This window comes from Sanguibacteroides sp. AM78-02pH3A, from assembly GCF_027666085.1.
GTDB classification, from domain to species: Bacteria; Bacteroidota; Bacteroidia; order Bacteroidales; family Marinifilaceae; genus Gabonibacter; species Gabonibacter massiliensis.
Map to the genome: position 1 here is coordinate 1 of NZ_JAQEHX010000004.1, position 26,609 is coordinate 26,609.

The following is a 26,609-nucleotide window of genomic DNA, read 5'->3' on the forward strand; positions in this document are numbered from 1 at the left end:
TAAAATGGGTCTATATAGAAGATGAATAGCACATGGGGACGGGGGTAAAGTGCTATGTATTTTAATTTATGATTGAAGAAGAATAAAATGATATAGTAATGGGGCGTGATTAAAAAGTTTTGAATATGCACGGGGAAAGATGTTGTACCGGTGGACTTGCGTAAAATAGTTTTGCAAATGTAAAAAATTAAAGGTATTTTGAAAACGGTTTCAAAATATAATTAATTGTAATGCTATGGAAATAAAATCCCTCGGGAAAACGGACTTCAATATTGTGTTTGAGGCATTTAATCGGGCTTTTGCCGATTATGAGATTCAATTGAATAAAGAACAGCTTCAGATGATGTTGAAGAGGCGTGGTTTTGATCCTGAATTGTCTTTTGCCGCATTTGAAAAGGGTGGAATCGTGGCTTTTACGTTTAACGGCATCGGAAATTTCAGAGGGATGCCAACGGCTTACGATACGGGTACCGGGACATTAAAAGAGTATAGGGGAAAAGGGGTGGCTACGGAGGTCTTTAAATATTCTATCCCTTATTTGAAGGAAACAGGGATTAAGCAGTATTTGTTAGAAGTTTTGCAGCACAATACAAAGGCTGTTTCCGTTTATCGAAATCTCGGATTTGAGGTAATTCGTGAGTTCAATTATTTTATGGCCGAGAATGAGGAGGTTCGGAATACAATCAATCGTCCTTTTGTTGCCTGTATAATCAAACAAATTAATAATATCGGCGAATATGATTCGATTCCTGAATTTTGGGATTTTACCCCATCCTGGCAGAATAGTTTTGAATCCATCCAAAGAGCTGCCGAGGGGTTCGTTTGTTTGGGTGCATTTATTGAAGATAAGCTTGTCGGGTATTGTGTTTTTGAACCCGCTTCCGGAGATATTACCCAGATAGCGGTCGATAAACGATACAGAAGGAGAGGAATTGCTTCCGTGTTACTTCATGAAATGATTAAATTAAATCAAAATGATACAGTTAAAATCATAAATACGGATATTTTATCACCTTCGATCACCGATTTCCTAAAGGCGAGAAATATAGATATACAAGGAAAGCAATTTGAAATGATAAAACAGTTATAGCGTGATTTTATAGTAAAATTACTGTTTTATGTTTCTTTTGCTGTTCGATTTTTATCCGATAGGTTTTGGAGAAAGAATGAAATGTTTTGAAAGAGTGCCGCTTTACTAACGGCACTTTTTCAATTTATAATATATCGATAGCTTGTTGTTTTTTCAGAGTCGTATTATTTTATTCATCTTAGAATGCACGTCCTTGTTTCAGATCCTCGACGAATTTATCAATGCGTTGCATCTGAGCAGGTATGTTAATGTTTTGCGGACAATGGGGATTGCATTGATCGCAGCCGATGCAATGGTTAGCCTGTCGCAGGTACGGAACGGAACGGTCGTAGCCGATAAGGAATACCCGGCGGGCCTTGCGGTAGTTCGTATCCCGTGACGAAGAGGGCATGTTGCCTTCGTTGATGCATTTGTTGAAATGGAGTAAGATACCCGGAATATTCATACCGTAAGGACATGGCATACAATATTTGCAATCGTTACAGGGAATGGTCGGGTAACGGGGCAATTGCCGTGCCGTTTCTTCCAAAAATTCCTTTTCTTCAAAGGGGGAGTAAGTGCTTAAGTTGTCCTGAAGGTGTTCCATATAGGTCATGCCGCTTAGTACGGTTAGAACATTCGGAAAAGAGCCGGCAAAGCGGAAAGCCCAGGATGCGACGCTCGATTCGGGACGTCGTTGTTTCAATTGGGCGGCAATATGGTCGTGTACATTAGAGAGACGTCCTCCCAAAAGCGGTTCCATGATTATGGCCGGAATACCCCGTTTCTCTGACTCTCCGTAAAGATATTCGGCATCCGTGTTGCGGGTATTTACCTCTTTGGCATGTTTCCAGTCCACATAGTTGAGCTGAATTTGTACGAAATCCCATTTGATTTCGCCGTGTCGAGAGAGTAGGTAATCGAATATGCGAATATCCCCGCGGTAAGAGAATCCGAGGTTCCGAATACGTCCGGTTTCCCGTTCATCAAGTAAAAAATCCAATAGGCCGTTATCTAATGCTTTATTCTTGGCTCAATTCGCCAAAGAGTTATGGATATAATACTCTGAAACGGACAACGATTGGTATAGTAAATGACCAACTCTTTTAGTCGGCACTTTCTCCACTTATTACACACTTTTTAAAAGAAGGAACAGAAGGAGCTATTTTTAAGGCGAGAAGCGAAAAGCCGTTTGATCGTTTTTCAACGGTTTCCAAACCCTGTCTCGGGAACCATTCGGTATTGCTCATAAAGTGATATTTTTTTGTTTCGATTACTGTAACCAAACCATTTGTGCCTTGCTATTTGGCATCGTCGACGACAGTTTTTAATAAGGCTTTGGCATACCCTTTTCCTTTGTATATTTCTGTCATCCAAAAGAATAATTGATTATTAGATGGTTATGATCTCTACGGGAGTCCATGCTTTTTGTGCGGGAACATATTCGATAAAAACTTTTGCTTTTTCATCCAATCTTTTTTAATTCGTAACCTTCGCTACATTTCTTGTCGGAGAAAACGCAACAGAGATGTTGTGTATCAATATTCTCTTTTGTCAGGGTGATGTATATTTTAGGTTTAGTTTTTATATTTTATAAAAATAGATAATTGTTGTTTGTGTGTTAATCAAGCTTTTTTCGCTTGTCGATGGGCAATAGAATCTTTGGATATGATAAAAAATGATTGTAGTTTTGAGCATTGCTGAATAGATAAAATAATGATATGAAATTAAAAGGCTTATGGTTGGTTTTCAGTTTACTCGTGTTGCCGGTTATAGTAAAAGCGGAACATGAAAATTTACAAAAGCGATTACGGGAAACGATCGCCGGAAAGAATGCTCAAGTCGGTATAGCCGTTATTCTTAACGGCAAGGATACGATCACTGTGAACAATGATTGTCAATATCCTATGATGAGTGTTTTTAAGTTGTACCAAGCCTTGGCTGTTGCAGATTATTGTCAAAAAGAGAAGTTGTCTTTCGAAACGTCTGTTTATATTCGACGATCCGATTTGAAATCGAATACATATAGTCCCCTTCGCGACAGATATCCTCAAGGTGAAATTTTTCTTCCGATTAAAGAGTTGCTGAAATATACCTTGCATTTAAGCGATAATAACGCGTGTGATATTCTTTTTGCTCGAACCGGTGGGACGGAGGCAACTGACAAGTATATACGAAGTTTGGGTATCCGGGATTTTTCCGTTGAATTTACGGAGGATGAAATGCATAAGGACATAAATACCTGTTATAGGAATTGGAGTACTCCTCTTGAAGCGGTTAAAGTCATGGAATTACTGCTTACTCGGCCGTTATTCGATAAAGATTATCAGGATTTTATTAAACAGGCGATGGTTACCTGTGAGACTGGAAAAGATCGCTTGCCTTTTCCGTTAGAGGGGACAGAAGCAATCATCGGTCATAAAACGGGAACAGGAGATCTCAATGATAAAGGCCAGATCATCGGAATAAATGATGTGGGTTTTGTATATCTGCCGAACGGGAAAAGATACACGATAGCCGTTTTTATAAAAGACTCCGCGGAAAATATGCAGGAATCTTCTCGAATCATAGCTGATATTTCTCGTGTCGTATATCAATATGTGAGCGAAATATAGACAATACTACCGGTAAGAGGTATTTCTCTTCCGGTAGCGGGAAGTTTTGTGAGGGGATGGTTCGCTTTATCGGGCATGTTAATTTTGAGCTATGTATTCTTTATACATTTTCTCTATCTCCTTTATTGAAATATCCAATGTCTTTATTTGTTTGAAAAATTCCGGTAATTCTTCGTGCAGGAATACATCCTTGCGAAGAGTCATAATCCGGTCTTTGGCCCCTGCCGATACGAAATAACCGATACCGCGTTTATTGTATATTATTTCTTGCCCCTGAAGGTAATCGTAAGTACGAACGACCGTGTTCGCATTTACCTCCACGGTGGCAGCGTATTCCCTGACGGATGGAATACGCTGCTCTTCTTTATATTGTTCTTGCAGGATTTCGTCGCATATCCGGTCGGCTATCTGCAAGTATATGGATTTACTTTCTTTAAATCTCATAATAAATGAAATTTCGGTTTAATAATTTGTGAACGGGTAAAGAGTTTATAACTCAACCACCAGTTGAAAATAGTAAATAAACTAAAGAAAGTCACACCTGCTGTCAATATATTCTTCACTGTCGCCCAAGTGGCCTCTCCGGAATACAACAGGGCAGACGTGTTTTCGGGGTCCTGTCGTCCTATGGCGATTGATGCGATAAAGCCTAATAGAAACATTATACCCCAAAGGGTTCCCAATGTTTTTAAAAAAGGTTTTTTATACCAATAATTGCCGCCTAATATGAACAAGGAATGATGCCAGATAACCGAAGTCCAGATACAAGCCGAAACCAATCCCCAATTAGAAATTCCGCTTCCGTAAATAACGGAACTATTTTTACCACTCATACAAATCATATCTATAAACATAGAAAATATCTTAGGTAATACGGTCTGATGCAAAGTGGCAGGTACGTTGAATAAAGGAAGCAGAAGAAGACGGGTAATCTCTGCCAAGGATACGGTTAACAGGATAGCCACGAAAAGACCTACCGTAACGTATAAGAATCTTACAATGAACTTTTCAAACATAGTAGCCGGAAGCATAAGGAATGATATGCGTTTCTCTTTCGTTTTCATATTTTCCATAATATTGGCCGCGTAAATAAAAGATGCAATTCCCGCAATTATCATAAAGGCAATCATTCTGCTTAGACAAAAATGTTCTACCGCCCACTCGGGATTATCCAACCAACGCGGCTCGTTATTTGCCTTGATCATGGCAAATATTAACGTCAATGCAAATGCCGCGTAAAGACCGATTAATCGGTATACATTCGTTTTCCAGTTTTCAATGATCTCGCGTTTCATTACCATGACTATGCGCGATAAGCTAAAAAAGTTGTTCGCATCCATAATGTGCCTGTTTTTACTTGTTAAATATTGATTGCATTTTTTCCCTTTCTGTCAGCATAGCGTTGAATAATACTTCCAGATTCAAATTTGTTTCTTCATTTTCAAAATTCGGGAAAATTACGCTATTTCCTTGGATTGATGATTGAATATATAGTGCATTATCTGTCGGTTCATTTATCCCTTGATCTGCAAAATATAATTTATTACAGATGTTTTTTACCGATGTATTTAGCAATACGCGGGTACCGTCGATAATAATTACATGATCCAGCAAGCTGTCGATATCTCTTACCTGATGGGTCGAGATAATTACCGATTTATCATCTGTCATGCCCGAAGCGATCACTTTACGGAACTGGCTCTTTGAGGGAATATCCAATCCATTGCTGGGTTCATCCATTAACAGCAGAGGGGTGTTGGTTGCCAATGCAAAACACATAAATGCTTTCTTCTTTTGTCCCATCGATAGTTCGCCCAAATGGATATCTTCATTCATATCGAAATCGCGAAGACAGGCTCTTAGCTGTTCATGGCTGAAATTCGGATAAAACGGGGTATTCAGTTTCAAATATTGTTTCAAGCTGACCGGTGGTAGAGTGAATTCTTCCGGTACAAGGAACATATCTTTTAATATTTGCGGATGGCGCATTGAAACATTCATTCCCTTGTAAAATATTTGTCCTGCTCGAGGACGAAGTAAGCCTGTCATTAAATAAAGCAAAGTCGATTTACCTGTACCGTTCTTGCCTAAAAGACCGTAAACTGAGCCTTTGCCTAATGTCAGCGAAAAGTCGTCAAAGATTTTTTGTTTTCTCTTTCCATAACTGAAAGATAAGTTTTTTACTTCGATCATCATGGTGGTTATAGATTAATTGGTTTATGTGTGTATTAGTTAAATAGTACACTGCAAATGTGTATAATTTATTTGATTAGACAAGCGGAAACCTTAATATTTAACTCTAATTAACTAATTGAGTGTGTTATATTGTTGATTTTCAGGTGGTATTTGATTTGCCAGACTCTAATTTGCCGAATAGCATTTTACGTTACAGGGGTGGACTGTTGATAAAGGTTTCCAAACGGTAAATCGGAAAAAGAGTTTGAAGAGTGATAGGTGGTGCTTGATCTGCTTGAAATATAATGATAATAATCGGAATTGTTTATACGAATTGTGGATATGATTAAAATAAGTATTTTTGTGTTCAATCATGATAGCGAGCATCTTATAATAAAATACTTACGTGTATTAAAATATAAAACGAAAAAATTATGCAGGATATCGTAAATGGCCGATGCGGTTGGTGTGGAACCGATGAATTATATGTTAAATATCACGATCTGGAGTGGGGAAAGTTAGTGACGGATGATAAGATACTTTTTGAGTTTTTGGTATTGGAGAGTGCTCAGGCGGGCTTGAGTTGGATAACTGTTCTCAGGAAACGCGAAGGTTATCGTAAGGCTTTTCATGACTTTGATGTTGAGAAAGTTGCTCGAATGACCGATGAAGACGTTGACCGGTTGATGCAATTCGATGGTATCGTGCGGAATCGGTTGAAAATCAAATCGGCCATTACGAATGCAAAACTGTTTATTGCCATTCAAAAGGAGTTTGGTAGTTTTTACAACTATACCCTTTCGTTTTTTCCGAACAGAGAGCCGATTGTAAATCATGTTCGGTCAATGAGTGAAATCCCGGTATCTTCTCCCGAATCCGATGCGATGAGTAAAGATATGAAAAAGAGAGGATTCAAATTTTTCGGGACGACAATTTGTTATGCTCATTTGCAGGCTTCGGGGTTTATTAACGATCACCTGACGGATTGCATTTGTCGAAAATCGTAAAAGTACCGTCTCGTTACGGAGTCTTTTCGAGGTATAGGCTGTATATTTAATTGATCTGCCGGGAGTCGAAAGTAAGAATGTGTTGTAATTTATGATATATATTGATTTAACGGTAGTTTTTGAACTCCTTATGAGGGTAGAGAGATAATTCGGAATTTTGTTTTATATATACATTTTGATCTTTAGAGAGACATGATTATTTTTGTCTTTCCGAAAATAGTGCATACAGTTATAGTGCCGTGCAAAATGAACTGCATGTATCGTGTAATAAAAAAGTAATCGAAATAATGAGAAAGAGGCTGTTTTTGTTTGTCGAGCATATTGTTTTCATATTTGTAAGTCTGAGTTTTTCTTCTTTCACTTCTCGAGCGGCCGATGTCAGGGAGCACCGCTTGCTTATCATCAACTCCTATAACGAGGCGGCTCCGTGGAGCCAGGAGTTGATCACCCCGATCGCGTTGTTAACCGCACGGATGGATGGCGTACGTGCCGATATCGTCCATATGAACGGTACGTTCATTCGTAATGCATCGATGTACCGTCAGGTGGAAAATGGTATATTTCAGCGTTTCGAGGATCAAAAACCGGACTACTTGGTACTGATCGGCAACATGTCCTTTACTTTAAGGGAACGTATCGTGAAGGAATGGGGCGATATTCCGATGGTGTTGATTTCCAAAACTAAAATATACGGGCCTCAGGAATTTTATATGACAGGCGAAACATCCGATGTATCGGACGATATGCTTAAACCGTTGATCGACCTGCAGGGCAAATACAATTTCACAATGGTCGAAGTGCCCGATTTGTATAAGGGGACGATCGACATGATGGTGGGGATGCTACACGGAATGCGCAAGGTGGTGTTCCTGGCCGATGAATTCTACCTGAACCGCTACCTAAACGGGCTTATCCGCCGGTATATAAAGGAAACCTATCCTGATTTGGAGTACGAATGGCTCGTGGGTAATGAGCACAACAGTGATCTTATGCAACAATATTTGAACGACCAGGATCCTTCGGTCGGGTTGTTGCTCTCCACTTGGTTTTACGAACGTGTCAATGTGCATGGGTTTCCGATGCTGATCTCGGGTGATGCCCGGATGATCTCTGCCGCGAAACGTCCTGTTTTCGCCCTACGGAGCGCTTATCTGAGCAACGGTATCGACGGGGGGTATTTCCCCGATCCTCGGCGGACGCAGGCAGCCGTCATGCATGCCGTCAATCAAATGTTGGACGGCGTACCTATGCGCACGCTTCCTTTCGCTTACGCAACAGAGGCATTCCCTATCGTCAATTATCCCAGGCTGGTTCAGGATGGGATCCCAGTAGACAGATGCCCCGAGAATACGGTGTATCTCGATAAACCCAAAACATTCTGGCAACAGTACAGCTGGTACATCATCGTGGGATTCGTCATTTTTACAGCAACGATCGTGATCGCTATCCTTAATGCGGTATTCCAGCGTAAGAAGATGGCTCTTTTCAGGAAACACGCCGAGCTGGTCGAGCGTATGCCCATCGCCTATACGCAGGCGACCGTGCGGTACGGTGCAGACAGCCATGTTGCCGACATCGATTGTCACTCGGGAAACGAGGCGTTCGCGTGTCTGATCCGGCAAAATGCCCTCCCGGACACTCCCGGCAAACTGTTTGCTCCCGAATATATCTCCAACTTGATCGAGACCGTATTAAGGAAAGGACTCCCCGTTACTTTTTCGCACTATTTCAAACAGACCGATACGTATTACGAGTTTCTGATGTACCAGTCTGAGCAGGGAAAGGAGTTGGATATCTTCGCCATCGACATTACGGCAAAAAGCAAAGCGACCAATGAGCTGAGGGAATTTGCGGAGAAACTGGACATCACTCTGAGCGTGGCGCATATCATTCCGTGGCGCTGGGATTTGGAGAGCCACAAGATCGCCTGTGAGGCTCAGCGCATATTGAGGCACATGAATTTCACCAAGCAGCGAGGATCAACCCATCTGGTCCATATTATTGAGGAAGCCGAATATTTCGAGCGCATCCATCCCGATGATGTAGTGCACGTAAAGCAGGCCCACCAAGGTTTTCTGGAAGGAAAGCTCCAGTACATCAAGACCGAATTCCGGATAGTTACCGACAAGAACGGACAGTTGCATACCGACTGGCTGGAGGTCCATGCTGCCGTAGTTGAAAGTGACGACCGGGGGCGGGCGAAAGCGCTTATCGGTTCGCTGCTCCTGATCACCGAACGTAAGAAGCAGGAACAAGCTCTTATTGCGGCCAAAGAGAAAGCTAGGGAGTCCGACCGCCTGAAGTCGGCTTTCCTTGCCAATATGAGTCACGAGATCCGTACGCCGCTCAACGCCATCGTCGGGTTCTCGAACCTGTTGCTCACCACCGAGAATGAGCAGGAGAAACAGGAGTTCGTAAACATTATCGAAACCAACAACCAGTTGCTACTGCAATTGATCGGCGATGTACTCGATTTGGCTAAGGTCGAGTCCAATACGTTGGACTTCATTTATAAAGCCGTGGATCTTAACGATCTGATCCGTACGATAGACAGCACGGAGCGTCTGCGCCTGCAACCCGGGGTAGTGCTCAACTTCATGCTCGGTGCGACCGATTGTGTTGTCCACACCGAACCCAATCGCTTGTCACAGGTACTGATCAACCTGATCTCCAATGCTCGTAAGTTTACGAAGAGCGGAAGCATCGTTTTCGGATACGAGTTGCGTGGAGACAAGATTTACTTTTTCGTGAAAGACACCGGTATGGGGATCTCCCCTGAGGGCCAATGCCGACTTTTTCAGCGTTTCGTCAAACTGAACGATTTCATGCCGGGCAATGGACTTGGACTCTCTATCTGCAAAGGAATCGTCGAGAAGATGAACGGGTCAATAGGCGTCGAATCTGCAGGTGAAGGCAAGGGTTCTACGTTCTGGTTTAAAATTCCGTATTTGCCCGCCGAGATCGTAAAGGCGGAACAAGTCGTTGCGGAGCCCCCGAAAGTTCCGCTGGGACGGAAGAACATCACGATTCTCGTTGCCGAGGATAATGAAAGCAACTTCCTGCTGTTCCAGTCCATCCTGAAGACGGAATACAAACTCATCCACGCTTGGGACGGATGCGAAGCAGTGGCACTCTGCCGGGAGCACAATCCCCAGTTGATCATCATGGATATCAATATGCCGAACATGGACGGTTACGAAGCTACCCGGGAGATCCGCAAATTTTCCAAGACGCTCCCCATCATTGCCGTGACGGCCTATGCATTCGCGTCGGATAAGGAAAAGATCCTCAAAAACGGTTTCAACGGTTATGTCTCTAAACCGATCAATCCGACAAAATTGGGTGTTGAAATACGAACTATACTCAACAAGAACTTTACGTTAGTCTGACCAAGGGAACATATCGACCGCCGGGTGTTGAAGACTATATACGGCATCCGTTTCCACAACGATCCCGATGGAAGCGTTTATCCGTATATATCGGTCAGCACTATGCTGGTGGATAAACAGCATCCCAGACTGCAGGAGTTCTTCGAAAAATGGTTTAAAAGCCCCGAAGGCAATGTACACGGGGAAGAGGCTTTCGTTATATAACAAGGTCGTATCTTCAATTTTTAAAATATATTTATTTGTTTTTATTTCCGTTAAAACGTCTTTGGCAACTGCACTCCCGTTACGTGCGGCACAAGCCAGGCGAGTCTGTAACTCTCTTTTATAATCGCTTTCGTGATTTATTGTTTTTAATTAATCCGGCTTTATAGGGTGGAGGTTTTAGCGGGATTTGTCTTTTTATATCTTTCTTTTCTATTTAACACCAGTGATATGAAGTTGTGCGATGTTTCACGTCGGCCATATTGTACAAGCTGTTTCTTTTTCTATTTCGTGTTTCTCCAGAAAAGCCCGGTCCACCGGTTCGAGGTGAAAGCGTATTTCGGCAAACGGGTCTTTCTTCAGCCATTCTTTCTGCATGGCGATCCGGGTGATTTTCTTAAAGTTTTTCAGATATTTCGTCGTCGTGTTGTGATTGCATTTCCGTACTGTCTTTAAATAAAATTCATAATCCTCAATAAACTGGCGGCTCATTTCATCCAAGTAGAAGTCATCCCGTTTGTAGGTAAAATGAATGAATTCGGCTGTGAGCTTTAGGCAGATTTCGTATCGTTCGACCGTTGCCAGGGCCATGTCTATTCCCGAGAGTTTACGGCATTTTTTATTATGCTCCCGGAATACTTCGAGGATCGTGTGGCGTTTTTTTTCGTCCCGTCCGAGCCAGCGGTCGAGAATCATTTGGGCGGTTATGTGTTTTACTCCGTCGATTTCCATTTCTCTTTGAATACGAATGATCTTGCATCGAATGGCCTCCATGTAAAGGTTTAGTTCATAGCCTTTTCTGTTGTTTTTTTCAGATGCTTTTCCTTTTGCGGAATCCCATTGATCCGGGTGGATTGTTTTTTTATCGTGGCATCTGCATGCATACCGTCTATGGTGATACGCATTACAATTGGAGCTTCGCCGTCACGATTTATTCGTGCACGGCGTAAGTAAAAAATTACGCTGAATGTTTTTCTTTCCATTTTTGCTACTTTTTAATGGTTACAAAACTAATTTTAAGTATGCAAAAACTTAAGATGCAAAATGATGATTTTTAGCGTTTTATATGTTTATTCGGTGACCAATTTTCAGGCCTCGTTTGGTCACCGAATAGTACACCGGAAAATGCTTTAAAATACGTTTTTCTGCGATGCGGCTGAAAAGAAAAAATCCTGTAAGTGTGCAACTTACAGGATTTAGCTCTATTCTTCTATGATACTTAGCGGAGAGAGAGGGATTCGAACCCCCGGTACCTCTCAGTACAACGGTTTTCAAGACCGCCGCGATCGACCACTCTGCCATCTCTCCTGTGCGGTTGCAAAGATAAGGGAAAATTTCGAACGACAAAATAAGATTTTGCTTTTTTACGGGAGTACGTTAAAATGGAGTGTGAAAGAAACCAATTTTTATTTCGTACGTTATAGAAAATTAAATTCTAAACTAAACTAATTATATCTATCAAAACAAGAGAAAGATGGGGAGTTTTAAGAACAAAATGCAAGCTTACGGAATTCGGCAAATATTGAATTATGTGGAGAAAGATCCGGAAGCCAATGCACCGAAAGCATTGAAATGGATAAGAAAAGTGGACGTGGATGGAACGTATGATTCTGCATGGAGTAGTCTGGAGACTTGTTTATCCGATCCCGATAATAATTGGAACCTTTTGATTAAAAAGGCTTACAATGAATGGGATCCTTTCGTGAGGAGGAAGTTATTCGAATCGTTGATCTGTAATTCCGCCATTATCGGCAACAGTATGGTGAAAGTGACCGGAAAGAAGCACGGGGTAAATGTACCCTGGACGATTTTGATGGACCCGACTTCTGCCTGTAATTTGAAATGTAAGGGATGTTGGGCAGCGGAGTACGGTCACCAGATGTCGCTGGATTTCGATACCATGGACCGGATTATTAAGGAAGGGAAAGAGTTGGGTATATTTATGTATATCTATTCGGGAGGAGAACCTTTGGTAAGAAAAAGAGATATCATCCGTCTCTGTGAAAAACACCCGGAATGTTATTTCTTAGCTTTCACGAATGGAACATTGATTGATGAGGATTTTGCGGATGAGATGCTCCGGGTCGGTAATTTTGCCCCGGCCATTAGTGTTGAGGGGTTTGAAAAAGAGACGGATATGCGTCGAGGAGAAGGGACTTATCAGGCGGTCATTAAGGCGATGGAACTTCTCAAACGTAAACGATTGATTTTCGGATATTCGACCTGTTATCATAGTCAAAACGTGGATGTTGTCGGTTCGGACGAATACGTTGATTTCATGATAGAAAAAGGAGCCGCTTTTGCTTGGTATTTTACCTATATGCCTGTTGGTGAAGACGCTATTCCTGAATTGTTGGCTACGCCAGAACAACGGAAATACATGTATTATCAAGTTAGAAAGTTTCGGCGTACCAAACCGATTTTTGCCATGGATTTCTGGAATGACGGGGAGTATGTCGACGGATGCATAGCCGGGGGAAGATATTATTTCCATATTAATGCCAACGGCGATGTAGAGCCTTGTGCTTTTATTCATTATTCAACGGCTAATATAAAGAATATGAGTTTGTTGGATGCGCTTAGAACACCGCTTTTCCAAGAATACCAGAAACGTCAGCCTTTTAATAAAAATCATTTGCGGCCTTGTCCCTTATTGGATAATCCCGATCGATTGAAAGAGGTCGTGAATGCGGCTCATGCTCATTCTACCGATATGTTGAAGCCCGAAAGCGTGGAAGATTTGACCGGAAAATGCCAGGGATGCGCTCATAAGTGGGCCGTCGTTGCGGATCAAATATGGACGGAAAGGGGAAAAACACTGAATTAAATTGTTCTGTATCAAATAGCTGACAACGGTATCGGCAACCGATGGAGGCTGGAGAGGGAGTGACTTTTAAAAGTTCACTCTCTTTTTATTTTCACTTTCTTGGGGGATAAATTTTTTATTGTATTTTCGTTTGTATTTTTCTGTGTAAATATAATCTTATGAACAAAGTATTGATTATTGACGACGAGAATCAATTAAGGGGATTGTTGTCCCGTATCATCGGGTTGGAGGGATATGAAGTTTTTCAGGCAGATAGTTGTACGTCCGGGCTGAAACAAGCTAAACAATGTATGCCGGATGTCGTTTTATGTGACGTGCGTTTACCGGACGGGAATGGGGTGGAGATTATTGAAAGATTAAAACAGCTGTCTCCTCGTGCGGAGATTATCATGCTTACGGCACATGGGAATATTCAGGATGGAGTGCAGGCGATAAAAAACGGAGCTTTTGATTATATTACCAAGGGGGATGACAATGACCGGATTATCCCGTTGATCAGTCGTGCTATGGAGAAAGTAGCTCGTGAGGTGGATGAAAAAACGGAAAATAGAGGCGGGGAGAGGAGATATACTTTTGACACGATACTGGGGCGATCGGAGGTAATGCAGGAAGCTATCCATTTGGCCCGGAAGGTAGCGGTCACGGATGTCCCGGTTTTACTAACAGGTGAAACGGGTACCGGAAAAGAGGTGTTTGCTCAGGCTATTCATCAGGGAAGTAATAGAAATAAGAAGTCTTTTGTGGCTATCAATTGCTCTGCTTTTAGTAAAGAGTTGTTGGAGAGTGAGATGTTCGGTCATAAAGCAGGTGCGTTTACCGGGGCCTTAAAAGATAAGAAAGGATTATTCGAAGAGGCACATCAGGGAACCTTGTTTTTAGACGAGATCGGAGAGATGGCATTTGATCTACAGGCAAAGTTACTTCGGATTCTGGAATCCGGAGAGTTTATAAAGATCGGAGATACTAAACCGACGAAAGTAGATGTGAGGGTGATTGCCGCGACTAACCGGGATCTGCCTAAGGAGATCGCTGCCGGACATTTTAGAGAAGATCTGTTTTACAGGCTTTCGGTTTTTCAAATTCACCTGCCTCCGCTAAGGGAACGTATCCGGGATATTGAAGTGTATGTTCATGCTTTTGTGAACCAGTTTTCGGCAAAGATGAGGAAAAAAATCACTTTTATTCAACCTGATTACATGGCTCTGCTTAAACAGCATGCCTGGAATGGGAATGTGCGGGAACTGAGAAATGTCGTTGAACGTAGTATTGTTATTGCCGACGGGGAACAGCTTTCCTCGGGAGATTTGCCTATTGATTTACAGCATGGAAATTTCGGGTCTGGAGAAGACCGACGTTTTTCTGAATTCGAATTAGCCAACATAGAAAAGAATCATATTCAAAAAGTGCTTCAATACACGGGAGGGAATAAGACCGAAGCAGCTCGTTTAATGCATATCGGTTTGACTACTTTATACCGTAAGATAGAGGAGTACGGGTTAGGTGAAAAATAGCGGCTGCTCTGTTTTTTTTGATTGCAGATCGATATGCTATTATGATATGGTACCTTTTCAAAATGAAAAGGTGATAGACGGATAGAATATTCCATTCTATCCGTCTATTTATTTTATATACAATTAGTTATCTTTTGTGGTGATTCCGATGGCATGGCTTTGGCATAGGGAGAAACGAAAACTTAAATTAAATTGAAAAGTCATGGAAGAAGTATTATCATTTATTTTTTTAGGTATGGTTGGTGTTATTTGTTACTGGTTCTTTTTCAAGTGTATTTATTGGTTTGAAAAAATCTGAAAAGGAGGGAGGTTATGTTTACGGTATTGTTTATACTAAGTGTGATGATGTTCGGGTATATGATGTACGTGTTGGTAAAACCCGAAAAATTTTAGAAAGAGTATCAAGCGAATGTAGAAACGAGATAGAAATCCCGGATAACGGGAAATCGTAGTAATGTTTTAAAAGATGAATACGGAAATATTAGGAAGTATTTTGCAGGTCGTGATGATGGTAGTATTGAGCTATCCATTGGGCCGTTATATCGCAAGAATATATAAGGGAGAAAGGACCTGGTCTGATTTTATGGCCCCCGTTGAAAAGTGGATGTATAGGATGAGCGGGATTAATCCCGCGGAGGAGATGAACTGGAAGAAATTTTTGGTCGCGTTGTTGACCGTAAATGTTTTCTGGTTCTTTTGGGGAATGGTGTTGTTGGTTTCCCAGGGGTATTTGCCGTTGAATCCTGACGGAAATGCGGGACAAAGTCCGGACTTAGCTTTTAATACCTGTATCAGTTTTATGGTAAACTGTAATTTGCAGCATTATAGCGGAGAGAGCGGATTGACTTATTTTACACAACTTTTCGTGATCATGTTGTTTCAGTTTATTACGGCGGCTACCGGAATGGCGGCTTTGGCCGGAATATTTAAGGCCATGGCGACTAAAACGACCCGGAATTTCGGTAATTTCTGGGTACTTTTAATAAAGAGTTGTACGCGTATTTTATTACCGTTGTCTTTAGTTGTCGGATGTATTCTGATTATCGAGGGTACACCTATGGGATTCGAAGGAAAGGAACGGATCACGACTTTAGAAGGTGTGGAGCAAGCCGTATCCCAAGGACCCACGGCGGCCATTGTGCCTATAAAACAATTGGGTACGAATGGAGGAGGTTATTTCGGCCCTAATTCTTCTCATCCCTTGGAGAATCCGACTTTTTTATCGAACATGATAGAGTGTTGGTCTATTTTGATTATCCCTATGTCTATGGTTTTCGCTTTGGGATTCTATCTGAGACGTAAAAAATTAGCTTACACGATCTACGGTGTTATGTTGTTTGCCTTTTTGGTCGGTGTCGTGGGTGCTCATTATTTCGAGCTGAAAGGTAGTCCGCAAATAGATGCCATGGGAATTGCCCAGGAGCGGGGAAGCATGGAAGGAAAGGAGATCCGTTTAGGTACTGCAGCCACGGCTTTGTGGAGTCAGGTAACAACCGTAACTTCCAACGGTTCGGTTAACGGTATGCATGATAGTTTGACTCCGCTCACGGGAATGCTATCGATGTTGAATATGCAGATAAATTGTTGGTTCGGGGGAGTGGGAGTCGGATTAATGAACTATTATGTATTTATTATTATTGCGGTATTCATCAGCGGATTGATGGTAGGACGGACACCTGAATTTTTAGGAAAGAAGATCGAGGCGAGAGAGATGAAGATAGCTGTTATCGTAGCTTTGGCTCATCCGTTCTTTATATTGGTATTTACGGCGATCTCCAGCTTTTTGGCCACTCGTAATCCGGAGCTGGCGGAGGCTTGGTTAAATAATCCTTCTTTTCATGGATTGAGTGAGATGCTGTACGAGTATACCTCGTCGGCTGCCAATAACGGTTCCGGTTTTGAAGGGCTGAGGGATAATACCTATTTCTGGAATTTTACTTGTGGTATCGTTTTGATCATGGGACGTTACTTGCCGATAGTAGGTCAGGTGGCCATAGCCGGATTGTTGGCGAAAAAGAAATTTATTCCGGAGAGTGCCGGAACTTTAAAGACGGATACGGGGACTTTTGCGGTAATGACCTTTACGGTAATCTTTATTATTGCTGCCTTGTCGTTTTTCCCGGTATTGACGTTAGGGCCGATTGCGGAATATCTAAGTTTTTGATTGATGGTTTCCGGTGAGAAAAAATCGGGATGGTAAATTGTAAAACCGAGAATTTTTAGGATAAAATAGTATAGAGATGAAAAATAATAGGTCTGCTTCTTTGTTTCCAAAGGAGTTAGTTGTAGAAAGTTTAAAACAGTCGTTCGTGAAATTGCATCCGCGTACGATGTTTCGTAACCCAATCATGTTCACGGTAGAGGTTTGTACTGTCATGATGTTCCTTGTATCCGTATACATTGCGATCACGGGGACGACAGGGCAAGGTTCGTTCGGGTATAATATGATCGTGTCCCTCGTGTTGTTGGTTACTTTGTTATTTGCCAATTTTGCGGAAGCCATAGCCGAAGCGAGGGGAAAAGCGCAAGCCGACAGTCTGAGGAAGACCCGCGAAGAGACTCCGGCCAAGGTGATCGTGAACGGGAAAATAGAGATAGTAAGCAGTTCCAAATTAAAAAAAGGTGATCTGTTCGAGTGCGAAGCGGGGGATATTATTCCTTCCGACGGGGAGATTGTCGAGGGATTAGCCTCTATCGACGAGAGCGCCATTACCGGGGAGAGTGCTTCGGTTATCCGGGAGGCCGGGGGAGATAAGAGTTCTGTCACCGGCGGAACGAAAGTACTTTCCGATCGTATCAGAGTATTGGTAACCACACAACCGGGAGAAAGCTTTTTGGATAAGATGATTGCGCTTGTGGAGGGGGCATCCCGTCAGAAAACTCCGAACGAGATCGCATTGACGATTTTATTGGCCGGTTTTACTTTGGTGTTTGTTATCGTATGTGCTACTTTAAAACCTTTCGGGGATTACGTGGGAACCCATATTACCGTGGCGGCTTTTATCTCTTTGTTTGTATGTTTGATTCCGACGACGATAGGAGGATTATTGTCAGCCATTGGAATTGCAGGTATGGATCGGGCTCTACGAGCCAATGTCATCACGAAATCGGGAAAGGCTGTTGAAACGGCGGGGGATATCGATACCTTGCTTTTGGATAAAACCGGGACGATTACGATCGGTAATCGTAAAGCTACCCGATTTTATCCTGCCAATGGCGTGGACGAAAAGCATTTTATCCGGGCCTGTTTGTTATCCTCTCTCTCGGATGAGACACCCGAGGGAAAATCCATCGTCGAGTTGGGACGGGAGAGAGGTATTCGTATTCGTGATTTGAACGCGGTGGGGGCTTCGATGATTCGATTTACGGCTGAGACCCGTTGTTCGGGTGTTAATTTAGAGAACGGAGTGAGAATACGGAAAGGAGCAGCCGATGCGATTCGTCGAATAGTGGAAAAAGCGAATAACATTATAAGTCGGGAGACGGAAGAGACCATACGGGCTATTTCGGAAAACGGAGGGACTCCCTTAGTGGTTTCGGAGAACGAGAAGGCAATAGGAGTTATCGAATTGCAGGATATTATTAAACCGGGTATACAGGAGCGTTTCGAACGGTTGCGTAAAATGGGTGTGAAAACGGTTATGGTGACAGGAGATAATCCTTTGACGGCAAAATATATAGCTGAAAAAGCAGGTGTGGATGATTTTATAGCGGAAGCCAAGCCGGAAGATAAGATGGAATATATCCGTAAAGAGCAGCAGAACGGGAAATTGGTCGCGATGATGGGGGATGGAACAAATGACGCACCTGCTTTAGCTCAGGCCGATGTCGGGGTAGCTATGAATAGCGGGACTCAGGCGGCAAAGGAAGCCGGTAATATGGTAGATTTGGACAATGATCCGACCAAATTAATCGAGATCGTAGAAATTGGCAAGCAATTGTTGATGACACGGGGAACCTTGACTACTTTCAGTATCGCCAATGATGTTGCCAAGTATTTCGCCATTGTTCCGGCTTTATTTATGTTAACGATTCCCTCTTTGGGGGCTTTGAATGTTATGCATCTTCATAGTCCGGAAACAGCCATCCTTTCTGCTGTCATTTTTAATGCGATCATTATACCTGTATTGATTCCCTTGGCCTTGAAAGGTGTAAGTTACAAACCTATTGGTGCTTCCGCTTTATTGCGGCGTAATCTATTGATTTACGGTGTAGGAGGGATTATAGCGCCCTTTATAGGGATTAAATTGATAGATCTTTTAGTTGGGTTATTTTTCTAAGTCAGGAAAGGGCCCGCGAGGACGACGTGCAGCGGGTCCTCCTGACATTTGGATGACGTTTAAATTAAAATGTAAAGATGATGAAGTCTAATTTATTGAAATCTTTAAGGTTGACACTTGTTTTTTGCGTATTCTTTAGTGTGTTTTATATTTTCATCCTATGGATATTTGCTTTGATTGCGGGTCCTAATCATGGACGGGCAGAGTTAGTTACTCTAAATGGAAAAGTGGTCGGAGTTGCGAATGTAGGCCAGGCTTTTACGAAAGGTATTTATTTTTGGGGGCGCCCTTCGGCAGTTGATTATGCCGGAGACGGGGCTGGAGGTAGTAATAAAGGTACTTCCAATCCGGAATATTTGCGGGAGGTAGAGGCACGAATTGATACTTTCTTAGTAAAGCATCCCTATTTAAAACGTTCGGAGGTTCCTTCAGAGATGGTAACGGCCAGTGGTAGTGGTTTGGATCCGCATATTTCTCCGGAAGGGGCTTACGTGCAGGTAAGACGGGTGGCTCGGGCCAGGGGTATATCGGAAGAAAAAGTTAGAGAGATCGTGGATGAACAGATCGAAAGACCTTTGTTGGGTTTATTCGGTACTTCAAGAGTCAATGTATTGAAACTCAATGTCGCATTGGAAAAAAGTGCGAATTAAGTTTATATTAGTTGGGGTTATTTAGAGAAATGTATAAATCTTTAAGTGATGTTATTGCATTTCGGGGAAGTTCGAAGGTAAAGGAGTGTTGAGATAACTGATCCGTAACGAGAGGACTTCCCATTTTTATCTATTTTTTAATCTTTCTTTTGAAGCCTGTTTTATCATGTTGATAGGCAGGAAGGATTATGCTCGAAGATTTGATTGTAAATTATTGTTTGTTTTAATTTTTAATAAAATGAATTTTTTAGGAAAGACGATTTTGGTACTCCTATTGATAGGAGTTGTCGTAGAAGTAAAGGCGAGGAATAGCCTAAAAAGTGTGGTGTTTAAGGTGAGCGGAGATGTTGTAAGTTCTTATATTTGGCGCGGAGCTTATAACGCGGGAGCCAGTATCCAGCCTACCTTATCGATGGGTATAGGAGCTTTTTCTTTCACGGCTTGGGGATCTAAAGAGATAAGCGGTACACATAAAGAGATCGATTTGACAGCAGCTTATCGTTGGGGAAAATTTAATTTATTCGTGGCGGATTATTGGTGGGAAGGAGAGAAATTGGGAGATAGGGTTTCCTGGAAAAATAACAACTATTTTCATTTCGATAATCGTAACACCGCTCATCATGTGGAGGTCGGTATAGGGTATGTCGTTTCGGATAAATTTCCGTTATGTATCTCTTGGAGCACGATGGTTTGGGGGGCTGATAAAAAAGATAATGAAAAGCAAAATTACTCTTCTTACGCGGAGATGACCTGTCCTTTTTCAGTAAAAAATGTGGATTTGAATTTCACCTTGGGTTTTTCTCCGTATGAAAGCGAACTATATGCCGTTCGCGGTTTTAGTATAACGAATATCGGATTGGGAGCTTCGAAGGAGATACAAATCACCAAGGCTTTTTCGTTACCTGTTTTTACGAGAATTATTTTCGATCCCGCTCATGAAGATGCCCATTTTGTTTTGGGATTTACTTTAAGGTAGTACAAGTGATTTATTTTACGTTTTAGCCCGGGAAGAAATCCTTGCCGGGCTTTGGCAAATCGAGCGGTAATATTTTTCATTTTGAAAAAAGCATTTTCAAAATGAAAAAGCAGAATCAACGATATTATATGACTTCCGGTATGTAAATTATTGATAAAAAGTAAACTATATATTCTTTATCTTTGTAGTATATTTTTTGCTGAAAAACGATTATGGACAAGGAACAAAATGTACAGCATTTTTTAAATCTGATTCGGAAAAGCCGGAGAGGACATTTTAAGGTATATATCGGTATGATAGCGGGGGTGGGGAAGACCTACCGGATGTTGCAGGAGGCACACGAACTATTGCGAAACCGGATAGATGTGCAAATCGGCTATATCGAGACACACGGACGAGTGGATACGGAAGTTCTTTTGAAAGGATTGCCTGTTATTCCCCGGCGGAAAATATATTATAAGGGGAAAGAAATCGAAGAGATGGATTTGCAGTCTATCCTGCAAATTCGTCCGGAAGCGGTTATTGTGGATGAATTAGCTCACACGAATGCAGAAGGAAGTGTGAACGAGAAAAGATGGCAAGATGTTTTTGACTTGTTGGATGCCGGAATAAATGTTATTAGTGCGATCAATATTCAGCATATAGAGAGCTTAAACGAAGAGATACAGGATATTGCCGGCATAGAGGTGAAGGAGAGAGTGCCTGATCGTGTATTTGAAGAGGCGGATGAGGTTGTAAACATCGATTTGACGGCGGAGGAGTTGGTTGCCCGTTTAAAAGCCGGGAAGATTTATAAACCCGAAAAGATAGATATAGCTTTGAACCATTTTTTTAAAGTGGAAAATATCTTGCAGCTCCGGGAGTTGGCATTGAAGGAGGTTGCGTTGCGGGTGGAAAAAAAGGTGGAGAACGAAGTCGTGGAAAACGTGGGACTTAGGCACGAGCGTTTTATGGCCTGTATCAGTAGCCATGAAAGAACGCCTCGAAAATTGATTCGCAAAGTGGCACGGTTAGCCACAAGGTACAATTCCAGATTTTCTGTCCTGTACGTAGAGACTCGTCGTGAAAGTCCTGACCGGATACCATTGGCCAATCAGCGTTATTTGATCAATCATTTTAAACTTGCTTCCGAGTTGGGAGGAGAAGTGATTCAGATACAGTCCGATGATATTATCGGGAGCATCATTCGGGTTTGCCGGGAACGTCAGATCAGTACCTTGTGTGTGGGCAAGCCGGATATTCGACTGTTTTCATTTGTGAGAACCGCCTTACGGTATAAGAAATTATTGAATAATTTAGCGGCATTGAATGTGGATTTGATCGTTTTAGCATGAAAATGTAAGATTATGAAGATAAAGACGAAATTGACCTCGGGAATAGGAATCTTGTTTTTGATTATCGTTCTGATGGGAACACTGTCAGTGGGTTATATTTATAAGTTATCGGCGGATACCCAGAATATTTTGGCTGATAATTACAATTCGTTGGATTATGCGAAACGGATGTTACAGGCTGTCGAACAGATTGAGACGGATCAGTCGGCTATTCAAGTATTTATCGAAAACTTGGAGAGGCAGCGGAAAAATATAACGGAAATAGATGAATCGGAAGTCACGGAACGCCTGATCGGGCATTTTAGATTGTTGCAGGAGAGCCGGAATGAGGAATCTCTTCAACAGGTCCGCATGGATTTGATCCAGATAATGAATCTGAATATGGCTTCCATCCAACGTAAAAGCGAAGTCGCCGCACGGACGGCTCATGAGGCTATGCTATGGCTTTCGATCATGGGGATGGGAAGTATAACCGTTGCTTTTTTATTGTTGCTCGTTTTTCCGGCTCAGATAACTCGTCCCATAAAAGAGTTGACGAACGGTATCATAGAGATTGCCAAACGAAATTATGATCAGCGTTTATATTTTCATAAAACGAAAGAGTTCGGAGATGTTGCGGCTTCGTTCAATACGATGGCGGAAAAATTGGCGGAATATCAGCAGAGTTCTTTGGAGGATCTGTTATCCAGTAAGAAATATATAGAAGCGATCGTGAATAGTATTCGCGAGCCGATTATCGGTTTAAACGAGGAGAGAAAAATCATATTTGTTAATGACGATGCGTTGTCTGTTTTAAATTTGAAGCGGGAAGAGATTATCCGGCAATCGGCGGCGGAGCTTTCTTTAAGAAATGATTTATTGCGCCGTCTTATACGGGAGTTAGTACATCCGAATGAAAAGCATGAACCTTTGAAGATATACGCGGATGATAAGGAGAGTTTTTTTCAGGCTTATTATGTTCCGGTTCGTCTCACCAAAACGGGGGAGAAGGAGCAAAAATACGTGGGCGATCTGATTATATTGAAAAATATTACGGAATTCAAGGAGTTGGATTCAGCTAAGACTACCTTTATTTCGACGATTTCTCATGAGTTGAAGACTCCGATTGCCGCTATTATGATGAGTTTGAAATTATTGGAAGACCAACGGGTCGGACAATTGAACGAAGAACAGTTCTCTTTAACGGAAAGTATTAAGGAGAATAGCGATCGCTTGCTAAATATTACCGGTGAGTTATTGAAATTAACACAGGTTGAGACGGGGAAATTAACATTGAGCCCCAAGGTAACGAAGCCGATAGAATTGATTCATTATGCCCTTTCGGCAACCCGGGTATTGGCAGAACGGTTCGGATGTAATATCGAAGTCGAATACCCTGAGAAGATCTCTAAATTGTTTGTGGATAGCGAAAAGATCGCTTGGGTGATTACGAATCTGTTGTCCAATGCCATCCATTATTCCAAAGAGAATTCAAGGATTATTATAGGAGCTTATGAAGAAGACAAACGAGTCGAAATTTTTGTACAGGATTTCGGAAAAGGTATAGACCCGCGTTACCATCAAAGTATATTTGATCGTTATTTTAGAGTGCCTGGAACCAAAGTTCAGGGAAGCGGCTTAGGACTGGCTATTTCCAAAGATTTTGTTGAAGCTCACAACGGAAAGATCCGGGTGGACAGCGAAGTAGGCAAGGGGAGTCGGTTTACGATTTCCTTTCCTGTTCGGTAACTTTATCCCTCGAAAAAAAAATTTCGAGGGATAATTGATCAATTAGAATATACCGAATTTAACGCCGGCAAAATAGGTACGAGGGAGTCCCGGTCCGTAAATGTATTTGGAATCCCGATTGGCTCCCTTGTCGAAGTCGTTCTGATAACTGTCAAACAGGTTTTGTACGCCTCCGCTTACCTGTACCGTGTAATTATTGAATTTGATATCATAATTCAATTTGAGTGTGGCATCGTAAAAAGAAGAGGTTTTTTTCAATATGCTCTTTTCGATGTATCCTTTTTCATGTCCTATATACATCGGTCCGGTGTAAGTTCCCGAAAGAGAGAATGAGAAGTTTTTAAAAGGGATGAAATTGGTTGTAAGGTACCCGTATGTATCGGGAGAGCGTAGTAATTTACGCGTTTTCTCTGCTTCCGGGTCATCCGTCCAGGCCCGAGACCGGTCGTATTTACTGCTTTGCAAAGTAGCTCCGAATTGAATTTGCGCTTTATAATGAGGAACGATTTTCCCTTCCACGTTTATTCCTTTTACGATCGCTTCGTTACCGTTTCTACGTTCATAGATGATGTTTCCGTCTTTATCCGGTCCGAGAGGTTCCAATACGAAAATATGTCTTAAATTGGTATAAAATCCTTCGACTAACAAGTTCAGTTGTGTGCTTCCGTAGGTAGCATAATAGTCGATGGAAGCACTATAGCTTTTGGAGCGTTCCGTTTTCAGGTCTTTAGCCACTTGAATGATGGCTACCTCGTTGTTTACGGCGGCTACATGCAGGTCTTCATCATAGGTTTGGGGAGCCCGAAAGCCTTCGGAATAGCTGGCTCGCAGGTTGATGGCATCGATCGGACTATATCGAATATTCAATCTCGGACTAAATATAGGGTTATCTACGGCACTATTTTTATCCATGCGTCCCCCGATTAAAAAACTTAAGTGTCCTGTTTTCCATTCGTTCTGTAAATATAAGCTGTAAACATATATCTCTTGGTTTAGGTTTCTATTGTACCCCAGCATGATATCGGTCAGTCTGTCGTAAGAATATTCGAAACCGGTAGTCAACTCCGAGGGGAGGAATAAAAAATGGTTAAAGTCATAAGAGTATTGGACTCCACCTACGAATGTAATATCCGTCGTCTTTCCGTATGCCGCCGTATCCCTGTCTGCACCGTAATATGATTTTCGTCCTATATTTTGCAGAGAGGTATACACATTTAGATGGTGTTTGTAATCTGAAGAATTGAACGTGTAGTTTACACCTCCACCGTGTATGTTGTGTTCTGCCTGCTCCGTAATATCCGTTTCGTGAGGAGGTTTGTCAAGTAAATTTCCTCCCCTGCGGAATTCTTTAATATGATGGTATTCCAATGTAATTTTACTGTAGTTGGTCGGTTTGTAATACGTTCTAAAACCCAATGAGGTATTATTTAGTTTACCTAATTCCGTGAAACCGTCTTTGTCGTGATCGTAACCTTGGCGGTCTCTTACCATGCCGAAAAGGTATGCGCCTGTTGTCTTTTGTTCGTTAGTAATAGCCCCGTTAAAGTTAGTTACGTTATCGAAACTTTCACCGTCAATAGCCGATAAGTTGTGACTGATTTGGAAGAAATTATATAGCGGTTCTTTGGTGATGATGTTGATTGTTCCCGCGATGGCATTTGAACCGAATAGAGCGGAACCTCCTCCTCTCATGATTTCGACACGTTCGATCATATTGACGGGAATTTGTTCCAGTCCGTATACTCCCGATAGAGAACTGAATGAAGGACGACTGTCGATTAATATTTGGGTATAGGGACCGTCTAAGCCGTTGATACGGACTTGTTGGAATCCACAGTTCTGGCAATTGTTTTCCACTCGTAAACCCGGTTGGAAATTTAGTCCTTGTGCCAGACAAAACGAATTGGTGTTTTCAAATATTTTAGGTGTTAATACGTTGATGACCACCGGAGCTTCTTTACGGCTGGTTTCGTTTCGGTTAGCCGTGACAACAGATCCCTCCAGCATGATATTGTCTTCGCTAATCTCAAAATTAATTTCCAGGGTTTTTCCTTTTTCCAAAAATACGTCTTTTTCAACGCTTTTATAACCGATGCCTTGTACGCGTAAAGTATGTTTTCCTGCCGGTAAGTTTTTAAGGAAATAATGACCTGTTTCATCCGTATAAGTACCTATATGTGTGTCTTTAAGAAAAACGGATAAAAAGGGTATATGTTCTTTTGTCTCTTTGTTGATAACGTGTCCCATGATGTTGGCATCGCTTTTGGGGTTGCTGTTTTCTTCGTCAGCGAAACCGGGTAAAACGAATGTTAAAAAGAGGGTTAGTATATATATGTGTTTCATATGTTATTGATAATTAAATAGTTTTTGATTTTTGGATATGCCTGTTATCCCGAATGGACTATTCTTCCTGTTAGTTATTAACAAGAAAAGACAGTTATCCCGAGTAATAAAAATAACTTAGAATAGATTGACGAAAATGTCAGATACAGACCGGGGGGGCCCTTAATTTTTTATGAAAGAAGAAACGCGAAGCGGGTACTTCCGCTTTCCGTGTAATATATAAAACGAGTTTCCGTGTCAATGGGGCGGTAGATACGGAAGGTGCTAATAACAAAAGGGTGAAGAAATAATTGAGATGTGCGATTAATTTTATCTCGTTGCCGGAATGAGAGTGTTGGGGCTGATGATTAGTTGTTGTTTTATGAAAATGCGAGTGAACAATCCTTATCCCGTCCACGATATGGTAGTGAGGGAAAAAAGTGATATTTCCATAGTAACTCAGAAATAGAGCTAACAGGAATATCCTTAGGGTGATATGCGTTCTCTTTTTTTGCATTAGTTTTG

Annotated in this window: 19 protein-coding genes, 1 tRNA gene and 2 pseudogenes; 13 read left to right on the plus strand and 9 right to left on the minus strand. The window is 41.9% G+C overall.

What is annotated here, in order from left to right:
* Window positions 1-235: 235 nt before the first annotated feature.
* Window positions 236-1,090, plus strand: a complete 855-nt coding sequence (locus PGR74_RS07190; protein ID WP_270516881.1) for a GNAT family N-acetyltransferase — start codon at window positions 236-238, stop codon at window positions 1,088-1,090.
* Between the two features lie 178 nt (window positions 1,091-1,268).
* Here the strand turns inward: PGR74_RS07190 and PGR74_RS07195 are convergent.
* Window positions 1,269-2,099 (minus strand): annotated as a pseudogene (locus tag PGR74_RS07195) (aldo/keto reductase); the annotation flags it as partial.
* A gap of 6 nt (window positions 2,100-2,105) precedes the next feature.
* Window positions 2,106-2,657 (minus strand): annotated as a pseudogene (locus PGR74_RS14135) (GNAT family N-acetyltransferase); the annotation flags it as partial.
* A 133-nt stretch (window positions 2,658-2,790) separates the two neighbouring features.
* Here PGR74_RS14135 and bla point away from each other — a divergent pair.
* Window positions 2,791-3,684 carry a class A beta-lactamase, subclass A2 gene (gene bla, locus PGR74_RS07205; RefSeq protein ID WP_041502578.1) on the plus strand — a complete coding sequence of 298 codons (894 nt, stop codon included), beginning with the start codon at window positions 2,791-2,793 and terminating at the stop codon, window positions 3,682-3,684.
* Window positions 3,685-3,762: 78 nt separating this feature from the next.
* Here bla and PGR74_RS07210 read toward each other — a convergent pair whose 3' ends face one another.
* Genes PGR74_RS07210 through PGR74_RS07220 form a run of 3 tightly spaced genes read right to left on the minus strand, consistent with a single transcriptional unit; the run spans window position 3,763 to window position 5,880 of the window.
* Window positions 3,763-4,128: a GntR family transcriptional regulator gene (locus tag PGR74_RS07210; RefSeq protein ID WP_041502579.1), complete on the minus strand. Its 366-nt coding sequence runs from the start codon at window positions 4,126-4,128 to the stop codon at window positions 3,763-3,765.
* The gene (locus PGR74_RS07215) at window positions 4,125-5,024 is read right to left on the minus strand and encodes a hypothetical protein (RefSeq protein WP_041502580.1); all 900 of its coding nucleotides are present in this window, start codon (window positions 5,022-5,024) and stop codon (window positions 4,125-4,127) included. The genes PGR74_RS07210 and PGR74_RS07215 overlap by 4 nt, the downstream gene beginning before the upstream one ends.
* A 13-nt stretch (window positions 5,025-5,037) precedes the next feature.
* Window positions 5,038-5,880: an ABC transporter ATP-binding protein gene (locus tag PGR74_RS07220; RefSeq protein ID WP_270516884.1), complete on the minus strand. Its 843-nt coding sequence runs from the start codon at window positions 5,878-5,880 to the stop codon at window positions 5,038-5,040.
* 413 nt (window positions 5,881-6,293) lie between these two features.
* Here PGR74_RS07220 and PGR74_RS07225 point away from each other — a divergent pair, with 413 nt between their 5' ends.
* The 3 genes from PGR74_RS07225 (at window position 6,294) to PGR74_RS07235 (ending at window position 10,459) form a co-directional block, all read left to right on the plus strand.
* Complete coding sequence (locus PGR74_RS07225; protein ID WP_041502581.1) at window positions 6,294-6,866, plus strand: DNA-3-methyladenine glycosylase I; 573 nt, start codon at window positions 6,294-6,296, stop codon at window positions 6,864-6,866.
* A gap of 287 nt (window positions 6,867-7,153) precedes the next feature.
* Window positions 7,154-10,255: a response regulator gene (locus PGR74_RS07230; RefSeq protein ID WP_041505340.1), complete on the plus strand. Its 3,102-nt coding sequence runs from the start codon at window positions 7,154-7,156 to the stop codon at window positions 10,253-10,255.
* A gap of 24 nt (window positions 10,256-10,279) precedes the next feature.
* Entirely contained in the window at window positions 10,280-10,459 is a 180-nt protein-coding gene (locus PGR74_RS07235; RefSeq protein ID WP_146216430.1) for a hypothetical protein, read from the plus strand.
* A 246-nt stretch (window positions 10,460-10,705) separates the two neighbouring features.
* On the opposite strand, the gene PGR74_RS07240 is transcribed toward PGR74_RS07235, so the two are convergent.
* The 3 genes from PGR74_RS07240 to PGR74_RS07250 all read right to left on the minus strand — a co-directional run bounded on the left by PGR74_RS07240 (window position 10,706) and on the right by PGR74_RS07250 (window position 11,764).
* A complete protein-coding gene (locus PGR74_RS07240; protein ID WP_082027549.1) occupies window positions 10,706-11,311 on the minus strand; it encodes a phage integrase SAM-like domain-containing protein in 606 nt (201 codons plus the stop codon).
* Complete coding sequence (locus tag PGR74_RS07245) at window positions 11,239-11,439, minus strand: hypothetical protein (protein WP_052649422.1); 201 nt, start codon at window positions 11,437-11,439, stop codon at window positions 11,239-11,241. The genes PGR74_RS07240 and PGR74_RS07245 overlap by 73 nt, the downstream gene beginning before the upstream one ends.
* Window positions 11,440-11,679: 240 nt before the next feature.
* Window positions 11,680-11,764: transfer RNA gene (locus PGR74_RS07250), tRNA-Ser, on the minus strand.
* 166 nt (window positions 11,765-11,930) lie between these two features.
* Here PGR74_RS07250 and PGR74_RS07255 point away from each other — a divergent pair.
* From PGR74_RS07255 to PGR74_RS07290, 8 genes are all read left to right on the plus strand, one after another.
* A complete protein-coding gene (locus tag PGR74_RS07255) occupies window positions 11,931-13,283 on the plus strand; it encodes a radical SAM protein (RefSeq protein WP_041502589.1) in 1,353 nt (450 codons plus the stop codon).
* Window positions 13,284-13,441: 158 nt separating this feature from the next.
* Window positions 13,442-14,794 (plus strand): sigma-54-dependent transcriptional regulator, encoded by a 1,353-nt coding sequence (locus PGR74_RS07260; RefSeq protein ID WP_041505372.1) that lies wholly within the window; start codon window positions 13,442-13,444, stop codon window positions 14,792-14,794.
* A 466-nt stretch (window positions 14,795-15,260) separates the two neighbouring features.
* On the plus strand, window positions 15,261-16,958 hold the full coding sequence (gene kdpA / locus PGR74_RS07265; RefSeq protein WP_041502592.1) for a potassium-transporting ATPase subunit KdpA: 1,698 nt from the start codon (window positions 15,261-15,263) through the stop codon (window positions 16,956-16,958).
* Between the two features lie 76 nt (window positions 16,959-17,034).
* Window positions 17,035-19,074, plus strand: coding sequence for a potassium-transporting ATPase subunit KdpB (kdpB, locus tag PGR74_RS07270; RefSeq protein ID WP_270516885.1), 2,040 nt, complete (start codon window positions 17,035-17,037; stop codon window positions 19,072-19,074).
* An 80-nt stretch (window positions 19,075-19,154) separates the two neighbouring features.
* Complete coding sequence (locus PGR74_RS07275; protein WP_270516920.1) at window positions 19,155-19,724, plus strand: K(+)-transporting ATPase subunit C; 570 nt, start codon at window positions 19,155-19,157, stop codon at window positions 19,722-19,724.
* A gap of 238 nt (window positions 19,725-19,962) precedes the next feature.
* Complete coding sequence (locus PGR74_RS07280; protein ID WP_270516886.1) at window positions 19,963-20,700, plus strand: hypothetical protein; 738 nt, start codon at window positions 19,963-19,965, stop codon at window positions 20,698-20,700.
* Between the two features lie 212 nt (window positions 20,701-20,912).
* The gene (locus PGR74_RS07285) at window positions 20,913-22,034 is read left to right on the plus strand and encodes a sensor protein KdpD (RefSeq protein WP_270516887.1); all 1,122 of its coding nucleotides are present in this window, start codon (window positions 20,913-20,915) and stop codon (window positions 22,032-22,034) included.
* Window positions 22,035-22,046: 12 nt separating this feature from the next.
* On the plus strand, window positions 22,047-23,762 hold the full coding sequence (locus PGR74_RS07290) for a sensor histidine kinase (protein ID WP_270516888.1): 1,716 nt from the start codon (window positions 22,047-22,049) through the stop codon (window positions 23,760-23,762).
* 42 nt (window positions 23,763-23,804) lie between these two features.
* Here the strand turns inward: PGR74_RS07290 and PGR74_RS07295 are convergent, their stop codons facing one another.
* Window positions 23,805-26,105 (minus strand): TonB-dependent receptor, encoded by a 2,301-nt coding sequence (locus PGR74_RS07295; protein ID WP_270516889.1) that lies wholly within the window; start codon window positions 26,103-26,105, stop codon window positions 23,805-23,807.
* Window positions 26,106-26,609: the final 504 nt, after the last annotated feature.

What these genes read in the sequence shown, in the direction of transcription:
- PGR74_RS07190 (WP_270516881.1), top strand. Translation starts at nt 236, where the DNA reads ATGGAAATAAAATCCCTCGGGAAAACGGACTTCAATATTGTGTTTGAG.
- bla (WP_041502578.1), top strand. Translation starts at nt 2,791, where the DNA reads ATGAAATTAAAAGGCTTATGGTTGGTTTTCAGTTTACTCGTGTTGCCG.
- PGR74_RS07210 (WP_041502579.1), bottom strand. Translation starts at nt 4,128, where the DNA reads ATGAGATTTAAAGAAAGTAAATCCATATACTTGCAGATAGCCGACCGG.
- PGR74_RS07215 (WP_041502580.1), bottom strand. Translation starts at nt 5,024, where the DNA reads ATGGATGCGAACAACTTTTTTAGCTTATCGCGCATAGTCATGGTAATG.
- PGR74_RS07220 (WP_270516884.1), bottom strand. Translation starts at nt 5,880, where the DNA reads ATGATGATCGAAGTAAAAAACTTATCTTTCAGTTATGGAAAGAGAAAA.
- PGR74_RS07225 (WP_041502581.1), top strand. Translation starts at nt 6,294, where the DNA reads ATGCAGGATATCGTAAATGGCCGATGCGGTTGGTGTGGAACCGATGAA.
- PGR74_RS07230 (WP_041505340.1), top strand. Translation starts at nt 7,154, where the DNA reads ATGAGAAAGAGGCTGTTTTTGTTTGTCGAGCATATTGTTTTCATATTT.
- PGR74_RS07245 (WP_052649422.1), bottom strand. Translation starts at nt 11,439, where the DNA reads ATGGAAAGAAAAACATTCAGCGTAATTTTTTACTTACGCCGTGCACGA.
- PGR74_RS07255 (WP_041502589.1), top strand. Translation starts at nt 11,931, where the DNA reads ATGGGGAGTTTTAAGAACAAAATGCAAGCTTACGGAATTCGGCAAATA.
- PGR74_RS07260 (WP_041505372.1), top strand. Translation starts at nt 13,442, where the DNA reads ATGAACAAAGTATTGATTATTGACGACGAGAATCAATTAAGGGGATTG.
- kdpA (WP_041502592.1), top strand. Translation starts at nt 15,261, where the DNA reads ATGAATACGGAAATATTAGGAAGTATTTTGCAGGTCGTGATGATGGTA.
- kdpB (WP_270516885.1), top strand. Translation starts at nt 17,035, where the DNA reads ATGAAAAATAATAGGTCTGCTTCTTTGTTTCCAAAGGAGTTAGTTGTA.
- PGR74_RS07275 (WP_270516920.1), top strand. Translation starts at nt 19,155, where the DNA reads ATGAAGTCTAATTTATTGAAATCTTTAAGGTTGACACTTGTTTTTTGC.
- PGR74_RS07280 (WP_270516886.1), top strand. Translation starts at nt 19,963, where the DNA reads ATGAATTTTTTAGGAAAGACGATTTTGGTACTCCTATTGATAGGAGTT.
- PGR74_RS07285 (WP_270516887.1), top strand. Translation starts at nt 20,913, where the DNA reads ATGGACAAGGAACAAAATGTACAGCATTTTTTAAATCTGATTCGGAAA.
- PGR74_RS07290 (WP_270516888.1), top strand. Translation starts at nt 22,047, where the DNA reads ATGAAGATAAAGACGAAATTGACCTCGGGAATAGGAATCTTGTTTTTG.
- PGR74_RS07295 (WP_270516889.1), bottom strand. Translation starts at nt 26,105, where the DNA reads ATGAAACACATATATATACTAACCCTCTTTTTAACATTCGTTTTACCC.